18 protein-coding genes are annotated in these 19,223 nt (G+C 57.5%); 6 read left to right on the forward strand and 12 right to left on the reverse strand.

Going from position 1 to position 19,223, the window contains the following annotated elements:
* Positions 1-35: 35 nt before the first annotated feature.
* Together LC417_RS16395 and flk are read left to right on the forward strand one after the other, a co-directional pair.
* On the forward strand, positions 36-935 hold the full coding sequence (locus tag LC417_RS16395; protein WP_010257979.1) for a DMT family transporter: 900 nt from the start codon (positions 36-38) through the stop codon (positions 933-935).
* 203 nt (positions 936-1,138) lie between these two features.
* Positions 1,139-2,188, forward strand: coding sequence for a flagella biosynthesis regulator Flk (gene flk / locus LC417_RS16400; RefSeq protein WP_223566146.1), 1,050 nt, complete (start codon positions 1,139-1,141; stop codon positions 2,186-2,188).
* 1 nt (position 2,189) lies between these two features.
* Here flk and LC417_RS16405 read toward each other — a convergent pair whose 3' ends face one another.
* Positions 2,190-2,633: a rhodanese-like domain-containing protein gene (locus LC417_RS16405; RefSeq protein ID WP_050679676.1), complete on the reverse strand. Its 444-nt coding sequence runs from the start codon at positions 2,631-2,633 to the stop codon at positions 2,190-2,192.
* Between the two features lie 87 nt (positions 2,634-2,720).
* On the opposite strand from LC417_RS16405, the gene LC417_RS16410 reads away from it, so the two are divergent.
* Complete coding sequence (locus tag LC417_RS16410; RefSeq protein WP_223566147.1) at positions 2,721-4,145, forward strand: PLP-dependent aminotransferase family protein; 1,425 nt, start codon at positions 2,721-2,723, stop codon at positions 4,143-4,145.
* An 85-nt stretch (positions 4,146-4,230) separates the two neighbouring features.
* Here LC417_RS16410 and fabB read toward each other — a convergent pair whose 3' ends face one another.
* The gene (fabB, locus tag LC417_RS16415) at positions 4,231-5,451 is read right to left on the reverse strand and encodes a beta-ketoacyl-ACP synthase I (protein WP_010257968.1); all 1,221 of its coding nucleotides are present in this window, start codon (positions 5,449-5,451) and stop codon (positions 4,231-4,233) included.
* Positions 5,452-5,605: 154 nt separating this feature from the next.
* On the opposite strand from fabB, the gene mnmC reads away from it, so the two are divergent.
* Positions 5,606-7,612, forward strand: a complete 2,007-nt coding sequence (gene mnmC / locus LC417_RS16420) for a bifunctional tRNA (5-methylaminomethyl-2-thiouridine)(34)-methyltransferase MnmD/FAD-dependent 5-carboxymethylaminomethyl-2-thiouridine(34) oxidoreductase MnmC (protein WP_223566148.1) — start codon at positions 5,606-5,608, stop codon at positions 7,610-7,612.
* A 33-nt stretch (positions 7,613-7,645) separates the two neighbouring features.
* Here mnmC and LC417_RS16425 read toward each other — a convergent pair whose 3' ends face one another.
* Genes LC417_RS16425 through prmB form a run of 6 tightly spaced genes read right to left on the reverse strand, consistent with a single transcriptional unit; the run spans position 7,646 to position 12,260 of the window.
* Complete coding sequence (locus LC417_RS16425) at positions 7,646-7,930, reverse strand: YfcL family protein (RefSeq protein WP_010257960.1); 285 nt, start codon at positions 7,928-7,930, stop codon at positions 7,646-7,648.
* Between the two features lie 32 nt (positions 7,931-7,962).
* Positions 7,963-8,508: an elongation factor P hydroxylase gene (locus LC417_RS16430; protein WP_003854284.1), complete on the reverse strand. Its 546-nt coding sequence runs from the start codon at positions 8,506-8,508 to the stop codon at positions 7,963-7,965.
* 47 nt (positions 8,509-8,555) lie between these two features.
* The gene (locus LC417_RS16435) at positions 8,556-9,359 is read right to left on the reverse strand and encodes a sulfite exporter TauE/SafE family protein (protein ID WP_010257955.1); all 804 of its coding nucleotides are present in this window, start codon (positions 9,357-9,359) and stop codon (positions 8,556-8,558) included.
* Between the two features lie 8 nt (positions 9,360-9,367).
* Positions 9,368-10,192: a penicillin-insensitive murein endopeptidase gene (gene mepA / locus LC417_RS16440; RefSeq protein WP_010257953.1), complete on the reverse strand. Its 825-nt coding sequence runs from the start codon at positions 10,190-10,192 to the stop codon at positions 9,368-9,370.
* A gap of 4 nt (positions 10,193-10,196) precedes the next feature.
* Positions 10,197-11,282: a chorismate synthase gene (aroC, locus tag LC417_RS16445; RefSeq protein WP_010257950.1), complete on the reverse strand. Its 1,086-nt coding sequence runs from the start codon at positions 11,280-11,282 to the stop codon at positions 10,197-10,199.
* Between the two features lie 45 nt (positions 11,283-11,327).
* Positions 11,328-12,260, reverse strand: a complete 933-nt coding sequence (prmB, locus tag LC417_RS16450; protein WP_010257947.1) for a 50S ribosomal protein L3 N(5)-glutamine methyltransferase — start codon at positions 12,258-12,260, stop codon at positions 11,328-11,330.
* Positions 12,261-12,419: 159 nt separating this feature from the next.
* Between prmB and smrB the strand changes: the two genes are divergently transcribed.
* Positions 12,420-12,968: an endonuclease SmrB gene (gene smrB / locus LC417_RS16455; protein ID WP_010257944.1), complete on the forward strand. Its 549-nt coding sequence runs from the start codon at positions 12,420-12,422 to the stop codon at positions 12,966-12,968.
* A 29-nt stretch (positions 12,969-12,997) separates the two neighbouring features.
* Here smrB and sixA read toward each other — a convergent pair whose 3' ends face one another.
* The 4 genes from sixA to LC417_RS16475 form a co-directional block, all read right to left on the reverse strand.
* A complete protein-coding gene (gene sixA / locus LC417_RS16460) occupies positions 12,998-13,480 on the reverse strand; it encodes a phosphohistidine phosphatase SixA (RefSeq protein ID WP_010257941.1) in 483 nt (160 codons plus the stop codon).
* A 224-nt stretch (positions 13,481-13,704) separates the two neighbouring features.
* A complete protein-coding gene (fadJ, locus tag LC417_RS16465) occupies positions 13,705-15,801 on the reverse strand; it encodes a fatty acid oxidation complex subunit alpha FadJ (RefSeq protein WP_223566149.1) in 2,097 nt (698 codons plus the stop codon).
* Positions 15,801-17,111: an acetyl-CoA C-acyltransferase FadI gene (gene fadI, locus LC417_RS16470; RefSeq protein WP_033767497.1), complete on the reverse strand. Its 1,311-nt coding sequence runs from the start codon at positions 17,109-17,111 to the stop codon at positions 15,801-15,803. Before fadI ends, fadJ begins: the two co-directional genes overlap by 1 nt.
* A 158-nt stretch (positions 17,112-17,269) precedes the next feature.
* Positions 17,270-17,566, reverse strand: coding sequence for a YfcZ/YiiS family protein (locus LC417_RS16475; protein WP_010671435.1), 297 nt, complete (start codon positions 17,564-17,566; stop codon positions 17,270-17,272).
* A 358-nt stretch (positions 17,567-17,924) separates the two neighbouring features.
* Here LC417_RS16475 and fadL point away from each other — a divergent pair, with 358 nt between their 5' ends.
* Complete coding sequence (fadL, locus tag LC417_RS16480) at positions 17,925-19,208, forward strand: long-chain fatty acid transporter FadL (RefSeq protein ID WP_010671434.1); 1,284 nt, start codon at positions 17,925-17,927, stop codon at positions 19,206-19,208.
* Positions 19,209-19,223 lie beyond the last annotated feature (15 nt).

The following is a 19,223-nucleotide window of genomic DNA, read 5'->3' on the forward strand; positions in this document are numbered from 1 at the left end:
ACACTGCGCCTCATTATGGCGTGTGGAGAGTCAGCATGTTTTTCCTGTACCCGCTCTTTGCGGTAATAATCTGGTCGATCAACTCAATTGTCAGCAAACTCTCGGCGGATGCGATCGATCCGGCGGCGATCTCATTCTACCGCTGGTTACTGGCGCTGCTGGTGCTGACGCCCTTTGTGCTGCCCGGCGTCTGGCGCACGCGTCAGGTCATTAAACCGCACCTCTGGCGGCTGGCGATCCTTGGCCTGCTCGGCATGGTGCTCTATCAGAGTCTCGCCTACTACGCAGCACAAAGTGTCAGCGCACTCTTTATGGGCATTATCGGCGCCCTCATCCCCCTGCTCACCGTGCTGCTGAGCGTGGTGATCCTACGGATTGCGCCGACGCTGGGCATCCTGCTCGGCAGCATCATCTCCTTTACCGGTCTGGTGTGGCTGGTCAGTGAGGGCAACGTGATGCAGCTGCTGAATCACGGTCTGGGCAAAGGTGAACTGCTGATGCTGGCCGCCTCCGCCGCCTATGCGCTGTATGGCGTGCTGACACGACGCTGGGCACTGCCGCTGCCGATCTGGCAAAGCCTGTATGTGCAGATTTTATTCGGTGTCGTGCTGCTGTTGCCTGGCTTTCTGCTGGCCCCCGAGGTGGCGCTTAACCGGCACAACCTGCCGCTGGTGGCCTTTGCCGGTCTGTTTGCTTCGATCATCGCGCCGTTCCTGTGGATCCACGGTGTGCAGCGTCTGGGTGCCAGCACCACCAGTATCTTTATGAATCTGATCCCGGTATTTACCGCGGTGATCGCGGTGATTTTCCTGCATGAGCAACTACACAGTTACCACTGGATTGGCGGCGGTCTGACGCTTGGCGGTGTGATACTGGCGCAGCGGCTGCGTACCCCCTTATCCCGCCGTAAACCGGTGAGCCACCCACAGGCCTGAATAGCGCGGCCGGCAGATTACGGGTAGCGGCTGTGGCGAGTGAGGGTACTGTTGAGGATGGCAGTGAAGAGAGTCTACAACTGAAGCGTAAATCTCGCGCCGAAACGCATGTCCCCCGTGGGATTTCCCGGGGGCTTTTGCTATCATGGCCTATTCATTTTCCGGCGCACCCCACGCTGTTCTGTTTTCCCAAGGAATCCGCCATGCAACCACTCAGCGGCCCCGGTGTGCCGGTCGGCGATCGTTCATCTGTCAATCCGCAAACTGGCGTAACGCGTCACGGTTCAGTGGCCGGTGAACAGCCCCTCTCCCCTGCGCAGCGCACGACGTTAGAACGCCTGATCGTGCGTATCTCATCGCTCAGTAATCTTAAAGCGCCTGAACTGTGGGCGGGCGTACGCCATGAAGTGGGCGTAAAGAGTGAAGCTGAGTTGCAGTCGCGTCATTTTCCGGCAGCGGAACAGTACCTTAATGGCCGCCTTACGCAGACGCAAAATGGGCATGCCACACGCCAGCTGATGACCCAGCTCACCGATCTGCTGCCGAAAGGGAATAACCGTCAGGCCGTCAGCGACTTTATTCGTCAGCAATTTGGTCAGACCGTACTGAGCGCGCTGAGCCAGGATCAGCTGCGCCAGGTGCTGACGATGCTGCAGAACGGGCAGATGACGATTCCTCAACCGCAGCAGATCCGCGTCAGCGATCGCACGCTGCTGCCTGCCGAGCACCATACGCTGAATCAGCAGGTGGTACGCCTGGCCGCTGCCACTGGCGAATCCACCGGTAAGCTGTGGACGGCTGCGCTGAAACTGGTGAATCTGACCAGCGGTGATCCCATCCCGTCGCGCCACTTCCCGCTGCTGACCCAGTATCTGCAGGTGCGTCAGACGCTGAGTCAGCATAGTGCATCGACGCTGCAATTGCTGGAAGCGTCCCTGAAACAGCCGCTTGATCAGCAGGAGCGGCAACAACTGGAGGATTACAGCCAGCAGCGTTTTCAGGCGACACCGCAGACGGTGCTCACCGTAACGCAGACCCAGGATCTGCTGAACTTCCTGTTCAGCCGTCGCGCCGACCGGGCAGAAAAACTTCTCGAACAGCCGCTGTCTGCCAGCGAGATTAAACCGCAGCCGATCTGGTCGCCCTTTGTCGCCTCGCTGCCGCCCGCGATTCAGCCTCTGGCAAAGCGCCCCCTGCTGGGCTTCTTTGTCGCTCTGGTTGTCATCACCCTTTTGCTCTGGCTGGTCCTCTGAGTTAACAACCACAGAATGCTTTGGGCGCGGCGACTGGCCATTCGCCCGGTGCATCACCCCAGGTCAGCGGATGACCGTCACGTTTCCAGAAATCCAGCCCGCCAATCAACTCCTTCACCTGAAATCCCAGCGAGGCCAGTTTCCAGGCCGCTTTCGTCGAGCCGTTACAGCCAATGCCGTCACAATACGTGACATAAACTTTGCTGCGATCGAGCCGGGCCGTCGTAGTGGTATCCATCTCGCGATGCGGAAAGTTGATCGCGCCGCAAATATGCCCGGCGCGATAAGCCTCCGGCGCGCGAGCATCGATTACCACGATATCCGGGATTTGCCGTTCCAGATCTTCCGCCAGATCCCAGGCGTCGGTGTAAAAAGCGAGTTTTGCCTGCAGATAGTCGAGGCTTTGCTGCGGGGTAGCGGCCGGAATTCGTAAAACCGATGACATAGCGATTCTCCTGTTGTGGTGAGTCTGCAGTTTACGGCAAAGTGGACTGCTTACTGATACCCATTCCCCATCAGGTATAAGACCCATATGTCTTCACCGTTATTACAACTTTTTCAGCATCAGACCAGTGGCGGCGTGCGCGAGCGGCTCTGCTCTACCCTGCGACTGGCGATCAACCGGCACCATCTGCATGCTGGTCAGCAGTTGCCGTCCAGTCGTCAGCTGGCGCAGGATCTGCGTCTGTCACGTGTGACGGTGGAAGCGGCCTACGGACAGCTGGAAAGTGAAGGCTATCTGCGACGCGAGACCGGTCGCGGTACTTTTGTTGCCATCATCATCCCCACCCACTCATCATCATTTCCAGCCCGGCCTCAGCCCGTCCGTTTCTCGGCGCGGGGCCAGCAGGTACTGGCAACCGGTGGCTGTCAGGATCCCCCTTTTCCCCATGCATTCGCCGCCGGTTCACCGGAGTTACGCGCTTTTCCCCATGACACGTGGCGACGCCTCGGCAGCAGCGTGCAGCGTTCACTGGGCAGCGCCGCAATGGGATACGGCGATCCCTGCGGCTACCTGCCGTTACGCAGCGCACTCGCGGATTATCTGGCACTTTCCCGGGGCGTGGCATGCCAGCCGGAACGGGTGATCATTCTGACCAGTTCACAACAGGCACTGCAGTTACTGGCAATGATGTTCGTCGATCCCGGTGATGAGGTATGGATGGAGGAGCCGGGCTATCCTGGTGCGCGTAACGCCTTTCTGGCTGCCGGCGCACAGGTGCGCGGGATTGAGGTCGATGCCGAAGGTGCCATCCCCGCCAGCGGCAGTGCAAAACTGATGTATCTGACGCCATCGCATCATTATCCTACCGGCGTGACGCTGAGCCTGGCGCGACGCCTGGCGTGGCTGGACTGGGCGCAGCGCAACCGGTGCTGGCTGATCGAAGACGATTATGACAGCGAATTTCACTACGACGAACGTCCTATCCCTGCGCTACAGGGACTGGATCGCCATCAGCGGGTGATTACGCTGGGTACCTTCTCGAAGTCGCTGTTTCCCTCCCTGCGGCTGGCCTGGATGGTGGTCCCGCCCGCGCTTATTACCCCCATAGGCCAGGCACGCAGCGTGCTGGATGGACACAGCGCCCTGCTGCCGCAGGCTGTCACCGCCGCCTTTCTGCAACAGGGACATTTCGCCAGCCATCTGCGGCTGATGCGTCAGCTCTATCGCAGCCGTCGCGATCTGCTGCTGACGCTAATCGCTCAGCAACTGTCGCCGTGGATCACGCCGATTACCAGCAGCGGCGGATTACAGGTAACTGTCAGACTGCAACAGGATGAAGCGCGATTAAGCGCACTGGCGGCTCAACAGGGTTTGCTGCTGCCGCGTCTGAGTCCGCTCTATGCCGGGCCTTCGTCTCAGCAAGGCTGGATGCTGGGCTTTGCCGCACTGACGCCTGACGAGATTGTGGCGGGATGCGATACATTGCTGCGGCTGCTGCAGCGGGAGGGCTAAAACGGAGGGTTGAACGAGGTAAAGCGGATGGGCTGTAAAACAAAAAGGGCCGGCAAGCCGGCCCTTCAGAGTGCTGACGTAATAATTACGCCTGATATTTACGCATGGTCAATGTGGCGTTGGTACCGCCAAAACCAAAGCTGTTAGACATCACGGTAGTCAGCTCTTTTTCCATCGGCTCAGTGACGATGTTCATACCGGTTGCTGCCGCGTCAAGCGAGGTGATGTTGATGCTTGGCGCGATAAAACCATGCTCCAGCATCAGCAGCGAGTAGATCGCTTCCTGCACGCCAGCCGCACCCAGAGAGTGGCCGGTCATCGCTTTCGTTGCTGAGATGTATGGCGTGTTATCGCCAAACACTTCACGAATCGCACCCAGCTCTTTCACATCACCCACTGGGGTAGAGGTTCCGTGGCTGTTCAGATAGTCAATTGGGGTATCGACACCGTGCATCGCCATCTTCATGCAGCGCACTGCGCCTTCACCTGATGGAGCAACCATGTCTGCACCGTCTGAAGTGGCACCATAACCGACGATTTCGGCATAGATATGCGCACCACGTGCCAGCGCATGCTCCAGCTCTTCAACGACGACCATGCCACCACCACCGGCGATAACAAAGCCGTCGCGCTCATTGTCATAAGTGCGTGACGCTTTTTCTGGCGTGTCGTTGTAACGGGTAGAGAGCGCGCCCATGGCGTCGAACTCACAGGCCATTTCCCAGCACAGCTCTTCGCCGCCGCCCGCAAAAACGATATCCTGTTTGCCAAGCTGGATCTGCTCAACGGCGTTACCGATACAGTGCGCAGAGGTGGCACAGGCGGAGCTAATCGAGTAATTTACGCCATGAATTTTGAATGGCGTTGCGAGGCAGGCAGAGACGCCAGAGGCCATCGCTTTGGTGACCACATAAGGGCCAACCGCTTTCAGGCCGCGTGGGCTGCGCATTGCGTCAGCACCAAATACCTGGAAACGTGGGGAGCCGCCGCCTGAACCCGCAATCAGACCCACTCGTGGGTTGCTCTGATACGCTTCAGCGCTGAGGCCAGAATCTTTAATCGCTTCTTCCATGGAAAGATAAGCATAGATGGACGCATCACTCATAAAGCGCACAACTTTGCGATCGATGAGGCCGGTGGTATCTAATTTAACGTTACCCCAGACGTGACTACGCATGCCGGAATCTTTCATCTCTTCAGAAAAGGTGATGCCAGAGCGTCCTTCACGCAGAGATGACAGCACCTCCTGCTGGTTATTACCAATACTGGAAACGATCCCTAAGCCAGTAATCACAGCACGTTTCATTCAATCTTCCTCATCCACTTCTTCTTAATTGGCATGCACTCTAGCGTACACTTGTACGCCGAACAAGTCCGATCAGCTATTTCCTTTTGTAAATTTGCGTCATGTCACGCGGGTCGCTAGAATCGCGCCACTGCCTGAAAAACGAGCCTTTACCGTGAAATTGACCCCGGTTGAACATGCAAAGCTAAACTGGAATGAACAGGGTACACCTGTTTCCCGAGCGTTTGGCGATGTCTATTTCTCTAATGACAACGGTCTGGAAGAGACACGCTATGTCTTCCTTGGCGGCAACGGTTTTCCCCAGCGTTTTACTGAGCATCCGCGCGATCTGCTGATCGTGGCGGAGAGCGGTTTTGGCACCGGTCTTAATTTCCTGACGCTGTGGCAGGCGTTCGATGCGTTTCAGCGCGAACAGCCCGACGCCACTTTAAAACGTCTGCATTTCATCAGCTTTGAGAAATTTCCGTTAACCCGTGAAGATTTAACTGCGGCGCAGCAGCACTGGCCCGAACTGGCCCCCTGGGCGGAGGCGCTGCAGGCGCAGTGGCCCGCTGCCCTGCCCGGCTGTCAGCGTCTGCTGTTTGATGGCGGCCGCATCACGCTCGACCTGTGGCTGGGCGATATTAACCTGCTGATGGGCCAGCTGGATGAGAGCCTGAATCGTCAGGTAGATGCCTGGTTCCTGGATGGGTTCGCGCCCTCAAAGAACCCGGATATGTGGACGCCGGAGCTGTTCGGCATGATGGCAAAACTGGCGCGGCCGCAGGGGACCTTCGCGACCTTTACGGCTGCAGGTATTGTCCGGCGCGGTCTGCAGCAGGCGGGCTTTGCGGTCATCCGCCGCAAAGGATTTGGTCCGAAGCGCGAAATGCTATGCGGGCCGTTGCAGGATGCGCCTCCGCTGCCCGCCGCGCAGCCCTGGTATCATCGTCAGGCTGCGGAGCAGCGTGATGTGGCACTGATTGGCGGCGGCGTCGCCAGTGCCACCCTGGCGCTGGCGCTGCTGCGTCGCGGCTGGCGGGTAACGCTTTATTGCGCCGATGAGGCGCCCGCGCTGGGCGCATCCGGCAACCGTCAGGGAGCGCTCTATCCGCTGCTCAATCAGCACGACCCGGCACTTGCCACTTTTTTCCCCTCGGCATTCAGCTTTGCCCGGCGGCTCTATGATCAATTAACCGTCACCTATGAGCATCACTGGAGCGGTGTGCTGCAGCTGGGCTGGGATGAGAAAAGCCGTAAGAAGATCGATCAGATGCTGGCGATGGACCTGCCTGAAATCATCGCCTGTGGCGTCGATGTGGCAGAAGCTGAAAAACTGGCGAATGTTGAACATGGCTGTGGCGGCATTTTCTATCCGCAAGGCGGCTGGCTCTCACCGGCAGAGCTGACCACCGCGATGCTGGCGCATGGCGAGACCCAGGGATTGCGCATTCACTGGCTGCACCGGGTGAGCGCGCTTTCCCGGGAGGATGATCACTGGACGCTGACGTTCAGCGATCGTCCGGCTGTGCGTCATCCGACCGTCGTACTGGCAAACGGTCATGCGATTGCCGACTTTGCGCAAAGCGCCCCGCTGCCGACCTATCCGGTGGCCGGTCAGGTAAGCCATGTTCCCTCCACGCCGGGCCTCAACGCGCTGCAAACGGTGCTCTGTTACGACGGCTATCTGACGCCCGTCAGCCCGCAGTTTGGTACGCACTGTATCGGGGCCAGCTATCACCGTGGCGATACCGCAACCGCGTATCGGGAGGAGGATCAGCAGGAGAACCGCAGCCGCCTGCTGCATTGCCTGCCTGACAGCAGCTGGGCCGAAACGGTGGATGTCAGTGACGGAGAGGCAAGAATGGGGGTGCGCTGCGCCACCCGGGATCACCTGCCGATGGTGGGCGGCGTGCCGGATTATGCTGCTACGCTGGCGCAGTATGCTGATTTACCGGCACAGCAGGCGGCAGGCGGCGATATCGCTGACGCACCCGATCTTGCGGGCTTGTATCTGTTTGGGGCGCTGGGATCGCGCGGCCTGTGCAGTGCGCCGCTGGCGGCCGAAGTGCTGGCAGCTCAGCTGGCGGGCGAGCCGCAGCCTCTGGATGCCAGTACCCTGGCAGCACTCAATCCGAATCGTTACTGGGTGAGGAAATTACTGAAGGGAAAAGCCGTTTAGCGGACGCTAAGGGCGGCATGCCGCCCTGCACCATTACGCGGAGAGCTGGCGTGCCTGAACAAACAGGTTATCCCACATCCCGACCACTAATGCCTGATCGCGCGGCGAGAGTTCTCCGGCAGCAATGGCATTTTGCAGACTGCGGGTCACCTGAATCTGCAGCGCTTCTGGCGTATGTTCGCCCAGTTGCTCCACTTCAGCGACCGCCAGTGTCAGATGCCCGCGCAGATAACCGCTGGCGAACAGCTCATCGTCACTGGCATGCTCGACCATGTCGTCAATCAGGGCCAGAATACGCGCTTCAAATTCTGCGATCATCTCAATTCCTCTTTTAATAATGCCTTTCTGCATCACAGATCGTCCGGCCAGGGAAACTGCGATGCTGTTAATGAAGGCCTGCCATAAAATTCCGCCAGGGCGGTAATAAAACGCGCGGGACGGTCGGGAATGCCCGACGTCAGATAGCTCATGACCTGAGCATGCACTTTACGCTGGAACGCAATGCGATCCGGCTCACAATCCCCGTCGAGATTGTCACAACTCACGTTGAAGGGAAAGCCTGCCGCCGTACAAAACATCCACTCCAGCGCCTGTGGCTTCACTTCCACCGCTTCAAACTGACTCTGGGTCAGCGCATCGCGGCCATCCGGACAGTACCAGTAGCCAAAATCGACCAGTTTGCGGCGCGCTTCACCGGCGATGCACCAGTGAGAGATCTCATGCAGGGCGCTGGCGTAGAAGCCGTGAGCAAAGACCACACGATTCCACGGCGATTCGGCATCAGCAGGAAGATAGATCGGTTCATCATCGCCTTTAATTAGACGGGTCTGAAATTCATCGCTGAAACAGCGATCAAACAGCGTGATCAGCTGTTCATAATGATGAGTCGGGTTCATGACGGTATCAGGTTTTAGGTTTTAGGTTTTAGGTTTTAGGTTTTAGGTTACGATTGCAGCGTGGCAAGCCAGGCCATAACGGCGCTGCCATGGCTGTCCCACAGTAATTTAATGCTCATGACGGCAGACACAATCACCACCATCGGGCGGATCAGCTTCTGTCCGCGGCTCAGCACCAGTCTTGCGCCCAGACGCGCGCCGCAGAAAGCGCCGAGCATCATGATCAGGCCGGTTCCCCACACCACTTTGCCGCCGAACATAAAGAACAGCAGGCTGCCGAGGTTCGAGGTGAAGTTGAGGACCTTGGCATGGGCGGTCGCTTTGGCAAGGTTGTAGCCGCAGAGCGTGACGAAAGCCAGCGCATAAAAAGATCCTGCACCCGGTCCGAAAAATCCGTCATAGAACCCCACAGCCCCGCCGCCGACCAGGGCAAAGGCCAGACCATGCAGACGGCGCGCGCGATCCACTTCGCCGAGTCGCGGCATCAGCAGGAACCACAGACCGATAGCGATTAAAAACAGCGGCAGCATCTGGCGCAGGAAATCCGCCTGCAGGCGCTGAATCAGTATCGCGCCCAGCACGGAACCCAGCAGCGTCATGGCAATGTTCAGCCACTGTTCATTCAGATTGACCGCACCACGCCGGATAAAGTAGAGACTGGCGGAAAACGATCCACCGACCGATTGCAGTTTATTGGTCGCCAGCGCCTGGGCCGGAGAGAGGCCCGCCGCCAGCAACGAAGGTACCGTAAGTAATCCCCCGCCACCCGCGATTGAATCAATAAAACCGGCGAGCATGGCGATTAAAAACAGCAGCCCGACGAGCAGCGGGCTGACCACAAACCAATCCATGGAATCCCCTACAGTAGATGTTTATCCAGCAGGGCCTGACAGGCAGGCGGTAATGGCGGCGGCTCACGTTTCACCGGCGCGCCCGAGCCAGGCTGTTTTGGCAGGAACCAGCTCTGCAGCTCTGCGCCACAGCCATCGCCAGCAGGCGGTGCAGGCTGATCTTCACAGCCGATACTGCCCGCCGGGCAGCGCAGGCGCACATGCATATGGGCACGGTGAGCAAACCACGGGCGCACTTTACGCAGCCAGTCACGATCGTTACCCGCATCGGCACAAAGCTGCTTTTTAATCGCCGGATTGACGAAGATCCGTGTCACATCATCATCTTTGGCGGCCAGTTTAATCAGGCTATCAATTTCTGGCTGCCAGTGACGCGCAATCACATTTTTGTCACCCGGCCCGACCAGATCGAGCGGCTGCGGCTTCAGCAGTTGCTGGGCGCTCCAGCGGGTTTTCGGCAGTTGCAGCCAGATATCGACATCCAGCCCGGTCTGATGGCTGGCGTGACCGCTGCTGAAACGTCCGCCTGCTGCCATGCCCATGTCGCCTATCAGCACGTTGCCCAGTTGCAGGTTATGCACCTGCGTACTGAGACGCTGAATAAACTGAATCAGATCGGGATGACCAAAGTAGCGCCGCTGATCCTGACGCATCACCTGATAGTGCGGTGAATTCAGCGGCAGCGCCTCGGCGCCAACAATACAGCCGTTGGCAAAGCCGCCGATTGACTGCGGTGCGCCGGTGATCGGCTGCTGGATGCGTTGCCACGGCGTCGCCGCCAGGCTGGAGGCGCTGATCAACAGCGCACTCAGGGTAAGCAGAAGAGCCTTCATGGCATCACCAGCGCGGTACGGAGCTGTTAACGTCACCGTTCTGCGCCCGCTGGCGCAGCAGATGATCCATCAGGACGATCGCCATCATCGCCTCGGCGATCGGCACTGCGCGGATCCCGACGCAGGGATCGTGGCGGCCTTTGGTGATCATCTCCACTTCTTCGCCGTCGCGGGTAATGGTTTTACCCGGCACGGTGATGCTGGAGGTTGGTTTCATCGCCAGATTGGCGCTGATGGTCTGGCCGCTGCTGATGCCGCCCAGAATCCCCCCGGCGTGGTTGCTCTGGAAACCATCGTGGCGGATCTCGTCGCGATGCTGGCTGCCGCGCTGGTTAACCACCGCAAAGCCGTCGCCGATTTCAACGCCTTTAACGGCATTGATGCTCATCAGCGCATGTGCCAGATCGGCATCCAGCCGGTCAAATACCGGCTCGCCCAGGCCTGGCGGCACGTGATCTGCCATGACCGTGACTTTAGCGCCAATGGAGTCGCCCTCTTTTTTCAGGCCGCGCATCAGTTCATCCAGCGCCTCCAGCTTGTCCGCATCCGGGCAGAAGAACGGATTCTCTTCCACGATGCTCCAGTCTTTCAGCTCACAGGCGATGTCACCAATCTGTGACAGATAGCCGCGCACCACGACACCGTGTTTCATCTGCAGGTATTTCTTGGCAATCGCACCGGCCGCCACGCGCATCGCGGTTTCGCGCGCCGACGAGCGTCCACCGCCACGGTAGTCGCGCTGACCATATTTCTGCTCGTAGGTGTAATCAGCATGGCCCGGCCGGAAGAGATCTTTGATAGCGCCATAATCCTGCGAACGCTGATCGGTATTTTCAATCAGCAGGCCAATCGAAGTACCGGTGGTCACACCCTCAAAGACGCCGGACAAAATTTTCACCTGATCCGGCTCGCGGCGCTGCGTGGTATAGCGCGATGTGCCAGGACGACGGCGATCGAGGTCATGCTGAATATCCGCTTCGGTCAGCGGGATGCCTGGCGGCACGCCGTCAACGATACAGCCCAGCGCAAGCCCATGGGACTCGCCAAAGGTCGTTACTCGAAAAAATTGCCCGATGCTGTTTCCGGCCATGCTATTTCCTTCTCAGGGTTCGGCGGGCGATGCTTCGCCCCACTTTTAGTCTTTGTAAAAAGAGAAATGGTGTTTTGCGTCGACAATCTGCTGGCGCGTCAGCGTAAAGACGCCATCACCGCCGTTGTCGAATTCCAGCCAGGTAAAGGGCACGTCGGGATACTGCTCGATCATGTGCACCATGCTGTTGCCCACTTCGCAGACCAGTACGCCCTGCTCGCTGAGATAATCTGGTGCACAGGCCAGAATGCGACGCACCAGCTTCAGGCCGTCGCTGCCTGCCGCCAGCCCGAGCTCTGGTTCGTGGCGATATTCGTTCGGCAGATCATCCATATCTTCCGCATCAACATACGGCGGATTGGTGACGATCAGATCATATTTCAGCGGTGGCAATTCGCGGAACAGGTCAGCGCGAATCGGCGTAACCTGATGAATCAGGCCATGTTCTTCAATGTTCTGCTCGGCAACCGCCAGCGCACCGGTGGAGATATCCACCGCGTCCACTTCCGCTTCCGGGAAGGCATAGGCGCAGGCAATCGCGATGCAGCCGCTGCCGGTACACATATCCAGAATATGATGAGGTGGCGTGCTGACCAGACCGGCAAAGCGGTTCTCAATCAGTTCGCCAATCGGTGAACGCGGCACCAGCACGCGCTCATCAACAAAGAACTCGTGGCCGCAGAACCAGGCTTTATTAGTCAGATAGGCGACCGGAATGCGCTCGTTAACGCGACGAATGACGCGCTCAACGATCAGAAGACGTTCGCTGGCGGTCAGACGCGCATTGCGCATATCTTCAGGAATATCCAGCGGCAGCCAGAGTGACGGCAGGACCAGTTGAACGGCTTCGTCCCAGGGATTGTCTGTGCCATGTCCGTACCAGATTCCGGCAGCGGAAAAGCGGCTGACCGCCCAGCGCAGCATGTCCTGAATGGTGTGCAGCTCGTTCACTGCCTCATCGACGAAAATTTTGTCCACGTAGCCCTCCGCAGGCCTTTTGCTAAATCGGCCAGTAGTGTGCCATGAAGCCGGGGAGAATTCAGCGCAGCGAGGTGAAAAAGCTGACATTTAATGACGCTTAACGGTAAGGTATCGGCTCTGCTGTGTGACAGCCTTTTCTGATATGACTGACCTGCCATGAGTAAAAAAACACCACTAAGCCCGGATGACCAGGCGCTGTTTCGCCAGTTGATGACGGGTACACGCCAGTTAAAACAGGACACGTTTGTCCACAAAGCGCCGGTTAAAACCCGCCACATCCCGGTAAAACGTCTGCTTTCAGAGCAGGCGGACAACAGTCATTACTTTTCGGATGAGTTTCAGCCACTGCTCTCAACGGAAGGTGCCACCCGTTACGTGCGCGCCGATGTCAGCCATTTTGAGCTGAAAAAATTACGTCGCGGCGACTATACGCCAGAGATTTTCCTCGATCTGCACGGCTTAACGCAGCAGCAGGCCAAGCAGGAACTGGGGGCACTGATCGCCGCCTGCCGCCGTGAACATCTGTTCTGCGCCAGCGTCATGACCGGTCATGGAAAGCATATTCTGAAGCAGCAGACGCCGCTGTGGCTGGCCCAGCATCCGTGGGTGATGGCTTTTCATCAGGCGCCCAAAATGTTCGGCGGTGACGCCGCGCTGCTGGTTTTGATTGAGATTGAGGAGTGGCAACCGCCTGAATTGCCCTGAGAGGGGCCGGAATGATCGGCCCACAGACGTCAGATTGCTTTAGCCAGCTTTTTGGGACTGACCTGCCACAGCAGTTTACCGGCACTCGCTGCGGGATCGAATTCCACGCAGGCAATAGCGGAAGTGGCGAACATTGGCGGTGCTTCCTGCGGGCACAGTTCAGAGACTAAATACCCCACCAACGGTAAATGTGAGATCACCAGAGCCGATTTCACGCCTTCATTCGCCAGGGCCTGCAGATAACACCCGACCATCTCCGGATCGCCGCCCGGCGTTAATTCCGGCAGAACGTCCTGGCTTTCCGGCAGGGGAAAGGCTTCACGCACGGTCGCGAGCGTTTGCTGCGCGCGTAAATAGGGACTCACCAGGACACGCTCAATGTCCGGCGTCTGGCTGTTAAGCCAGTTGGCCATCTGACGTGATTCATTGCAGCCACATAAGGTTAAAGGCCTGACTGAATCACTGGCTGCTTCCAGAGCCGCATCGCCGTGACGCATGATAAAAACTTGCATAAAGCACCGCTGTTGTTTGTCGACATCGCCCGACGCGTAGCGCCTGACTCTTCACTCTGCGAATGAACGCTGTGTTTTACCCTAATGGCTTTAGTATAGTCAACCGGTTGTTTATTAAATAAGCACTTCTCAGAATCATGCTGCGCCGCACACTCTGGCGGCGCTTTTCTAAGCCGCTGAATCGGATTGGTTATTCCATTTTCAGCAGAAATGTAAAATTTCGTCTATTTTGCAGCCGCCTGAATCAGCGCCTCACAGGGTGTGAATCGTTCGCCATGCTGCTGCGCAAGCCGGGTTAATCTGTTGACCACTTCCGCCGCGCCCAGTTTGTCCATGTAGTGGAACGGGCCGCCTAAGAAAGGCGGAAAGCCGATGCCAAACACCGCACCGATATCCCCATCACGGGCGCAGCGAACCACCTGCTCATCAAGACAGCGTGCCGCTTCGTTCAGCATCATCATCACGCAGCGTTCAGCAATCTGCGCTTCACTCTGCCTGGCCTGCGGCGAGACTTTCAGCAAATTATACAGCGAAGCGTCCGGTTTTTTACGCTGCCAGCGCGGCTGGTCATAGCGATAAAAGCCTTTGCTGTTTTTACGCCCCTTGCGACCATCTTTCAGCACCGCATCAAAAGCGGCTGGCGCGGCAAAGCGTTCACCATAAGCCTGATACAGGATGGGACTGATTTTGCTGCCAACGTCGATACCGACCTCATCCAGCAGCTGAATCGGGCCGACCGGGAAACCAAACTTCACCAGCGCCCGATCAATATGGTCAATCGGCTCGCCCTCCAGCAGGCAGCGCATCGCTTCATTTATATAGGGCGTCAGGATGCGGTTAACATAGAAGCCAGGCTTGTCCGCCACCACAATCGGGGTTTTACCCTGACTGCGCGCCAGCGCCACAATCGTCACCAGCGTCGCGGTAGAGGTATTCAGATGAGGAATCACCTCCACCAGCGGCATTTTCTCTACCGGACTGAAATAGTGCAGCCCGATGACGTTCTCAGGACGCTGGGCGCCGGCGGCGATCGCCTCAATCGGCAGCGAAGAGGTATTTGAGGCAAACAGCGTATGCGGCTGACAGTGTGCCTCCACTTCGCTGACCATCTGCTGCTTCAGGGCTAAATCTTCGAATACGGCTTCAATTACCACGTCGCGCTGTGAGAAGCCCTGATAATCGATGCCGCCCGTGATACGTGCCATCTGCTGCTGACGCTGTGCCGGAGAGAGCTGGCGGCGTTTAACCTTTTTGCTCAGCAGTTCCCAGCTGGTTTTCAGCGCATGGTTCACCCCTTCCAGGCTGATATCTTTAATGCGTACCGGCAACCCGGCGTTGATTGCAGTGACGCTGGCGATGCCGCCGCCCATCAGGCCGCCGCCGAGGATACCAACACACTTAACGGTGCCGGGTTCCGCTTCACCGCCCCGCTCCTTTTTCATAGCCGTAGTCGCGAAAAAGATCCCGCGCAGCGCAACAGATTCTGGCGTCATCGCCAGCTCACCGAAGGCACGTGCTTCAGCCTCATGTCCGGCCCGACTGCCCTGCTCCAGCCCGATGCGCACCACCTCAATAATGCGTTTTGCCGCCGGATAGTTACCCTGCGTTTTGGCTGCGGTCTGTCGGGTCGCCAGCGCAAATAGCGCCTGACGGCCAACCGGACCATGTAGCAGACGATCGCGCATCGGCAGCGTTCGTCCACTAACCTTGCCCTTTTTCACCCGGGCAATAGCGGTCTCCAGCAGAATCGCCAGAGGAACGGCGTCATCAACCACGCCCAGCTTACGGGCCTGTTTCGCCCGCAGGGCTTTGCCAGTAAGAATCAGTGGCAGCGCCTGCTGCACGCCGATTAAGCGTGGCAGCCGCTGAGTGCCGCCAGAGCCTGGCAGTAAGCCGAGTTGCACTTCCGGCAAACCGAGGCGGGTTTTATCATCCAGCGAGCAGATACGGGCATCACAGGCCAGCGCCAGTTCCAGTCCGCCGCCGAGGCAGGCGCCGTGGATCGCCGCGACCACCGGGAACGGCAGCGCGTCGAGCGCAGCCATCACTTCCTGGCCCTGTTTTGCCAGCGCTTCGGCTTCCTGCGCGCTCTTACAGCGATCAATCATGCTGATGTCTGCGCCCGCGATGAAGTTGTCCGCTTTGCCGGAAATCAGCACCAGGCCAGCCAGTTGCGGATCACGCCGCGCTTCCGCAATGATGGCGGTGATCTGCCCGGCAAATTCCGCTTTCAGGGTGTTCATCTTTTCACCAGGGACATCGATCGTAATGATGCCGACGTGATCCAGTCGCATCTTCAGATGAAACGCATTCTGCTCCATTATTCGGCCTCCAGAATCATTGCCGCACCCAGGCCGCCTGCCGCGCAGGCCGTGACCAGTCCTAACCCGCCACCACGACGGCGTAATTCATTCAGCGTCTGGGTGATCATGCGCGCACCCGTGGCGGCAAAAGGATGACCATAGGCGATCGATCCGCCCAGCACGTTAAAGCGCTCTTCATTCACTTCGCCCAGCGCGTGTGGGCGATTCAGCACTTCACGGGCAAAGCGCTCGTCGCGAAACATGTGCAGGTTGCTCAGCGTCTGGGCAGCAAAAGCTTCATGCATATCGATTAGCGTCAGATCGGCCAGGGTTATGCCGGCGCGATCCAGTGCCAGTGGTGAAGCGTAAGCCGGGCCCAGCAGCATATCCTGCTGCACACCAATGGCGGTAAAGGCGTAGCTGCGCAGATAGCCCAGCGGCCTGATGCCCAGTTCACGGGCGCGGCCCTCGCGCATCAGAATCACTGCCGCCGCGCCGTCGGTGAGAGGCGTGCTGTTGGCCGCGGTGACGCTGCCGTGCTGGCGATCAAATGCCGGACGCAGTCGGGCGTAATCCTCCGCTTTGGCGTTCATCCGCACGTTATTGTCCTGATCGATGGCGCTTTTCCACGGCGGCACAAAGGCTGCCATGACTTCCTGATTCAGTACCCCGGATTGCCAGGCCCTTGCGGCATGCTGATGGGATCGCAGCGCCAGCGCATCCTGTGCTTCGCGCGTGATGCCGTGACTCTTAGCCATCTGCTCCGCAGTGTCGCCCATGCGCAGGCCGGTCGAATACTCCGCCACTGCGGGCGGGACCGGCAGCAGATCACGCGGACGCAGACGCCGCAGGATGTGCAGTTTTTGACCGAAGCTGCGGGCTTTATTGAGATCCACCAGCGCGCGGGCCAGCGTTTTACTGACCCCAATCGGCAACACCGACGAAGAGTCTGCGCCACCGGCAATACCGGCAGAGATGGTGCCCGCCAGCAGACTTTCTGCCACATTCGCTACCGCCTGAAAGCTGGTGGCGCAGGCACGGCTGACGCTGTAGGCATCGGTATGCACACTCAACCCGCTGCTTAATACAATTTCACGCGCAATGTTCGGCGCTTCCGGCATCTGCACCACCTGCCCAAAGACCAGTTGCTCGATCACCTCAGCCGGCAGTTCACTGCGCGCCATTAATTCGCTGACCACCATGCGTCCCAGCTCAATGGCGGGAATGCCATGGAAGCCGGTCGCCTGGCGTAAGAAAGGGGTGCGTAATCCGTGGGTTATTGCGATGCGTTCACCATCACGCGTCAGCAGCGGCTGCGCTTTGCTCATTGTTCTCACCTGTGGCTGGGACTGTGGCATCATTGCCTGAAGAGGTCTGACCTGATCAGTGTTAACCACAAGCGGGTGAGCCGCCAATATCGGAAGGGAAAAAGTGCGAAGGGAAACACGAAAATGAAAAACGCCGCAGTGACGCGGCGTAATGGGACTTAACGCAAACCGAGTTGAAAAATCATGGTTTCAGCCTGGCAGCTGAAGGTGAAATCGATATCCAGCTGCACTCCCTGATCCACTTCGCTGAAGCGCGATTCAATCAGACAGGGTTCTGATTCAACCTCGCGGGCACGTTCGGTCAGTTGCGCTAATTTCGCTTCCGCATCGGCACGCTGCGCAAACCATTCTGACCAGCTGGCGGTGCAATCGGTGTTATCCATTACCGTGCCGACATCAACACAACAACAGGCTGCGGTTTCGGTCGCACTGCATTTTTTAATGGCATCAGTCATTTCATTCTCCAGACCAGCAATTGCATAGGTTGAGCGATTTTATGGACGAAATCTTACCTGCTCGCTGAAAGATGCGCCACGCACCTGTTGCTAAGTGACGAATATCACAATAAAAATTGATCCAGAACAAACTGGAATAGTTATGCTGTCCAGGATCAGGGGCTTTTTGTTATGCAGATCGAATTTTAAGCGATCAAACCTGAAATATTTTAAAAACAATATTGCAACATGCACACAGGTCGGACCTATACTCTCCGCACTGGTCTGATATGTGCGCTTTACATCAGTCCCTACAATCCGCCGTCCTTTGTTACGCGACGTTATAGCGTTAAATAATAATTCACATGAGGTTGTGGTCATGAACCATAAAAACCTGTTTGCAAAGTCAGCCGTGGCGGCTGCAGTGGCGCTTGTCTCTTCCCACGTTTACGCTGCTGGGTTTCAGTTAAATGAATTCTCTTCGATTGGTTTAGGTCGCGCATATTCAGGCGAAGGGGCAATGGGTGATACCGCGGCGTCTGCCAGCCGTAACCCGGCGACAATGGCGTTAATGGATCGCCCGGAATTTTCTATCGGGGCTGTCTATATTGCGCCGGATGTAAATATCAGTGGTCGCAGTCCCAGTGGCCGCAGCCTGGATGCGAATAATATTGCCCCTAATCAGTGGGTACCCAATATTCATTATGTCCAGCCCATCAACGATCAGTGGTGGATTGGCGCATCTGCAACCTCAAACTACGGCTTAGCAACAGAGTTTAATAATGGCTACACCGCTGGCGGTTACGGCGGTAAAACTGACCTGATGACCGGCAATTTAAATCTCAGCACCGCTTATCGGTTTAATGAACATTTTAGTGCAGGCATCGGTTTTGATGCGGTTTACGCTAAAGCCAAAATTGAGCGTTATGCCGGTGAGTCAGGCGCGCGTCTGGGGGTTCCGGCTGATACGCAGGTTGCCCATCTGAAAGGCGATGAGTGGGGCTACGGCTGGAATGCTGGCATCCTGTATGAAGTGGATGAAAATAACCGCTTCGGCTTTACCTATCGTTCAGAAGTGAAAGTTGATTTTGATGGCGATTACAAAAGTAATCTCTCATCCCGGCTGAATGCGGTGAATAATCCGGAAGTGTCAGGCGTACCTTTTGGCACCAACGGCACCACCGTTCCAGGCGCGTTAACGCTGAATCTGCCAGAGATGTGGGAAGTGTCGGGCTGGCATAAAGTGGCACCGCAGTGGGCGGTTCACTACAGCATGGCTTACACCAGCTGGAGCCAGTTCCAGGAGCTGAAAGCCACTGGCTCTAACGGCCAGACACTGTTCTATAAAGATGAAAGCTTCCACGATGCCTACCGCATTGCACTGGGTACAACCTATTCCTACGACAAGAACTGGACGTTCCGTACCGGTATTGCGTTTGATGACAGCCCGGTTCCGGCCGATAAGCGCTCTATCTCCATCCCTGACCAGGATCGTTTATGGCTGAGTGCCGGTACATCCTATGCCTTTAACGATGATGCCTCGGTGGATTTAGGCATCTCTTATATGCACGGACAGAAAGTGACGGTGAAAGAAGGTCCTTATACCTTTACCTCTGAAGGCAAGGCCTGGCTCTACGGCGCGAACTTTAACTACAAGTTCTGACCGGATGTTACGATT

This window comes from Pantoea sp. OVA07A (assembly GCF_019969975.1).
Lineage (GTDB): Bacteria > Pseudomonadota > Gammaproteobacteria > Enterobacterales > Enterobacteriaceae > Pantoea > Pantoea agglomerans.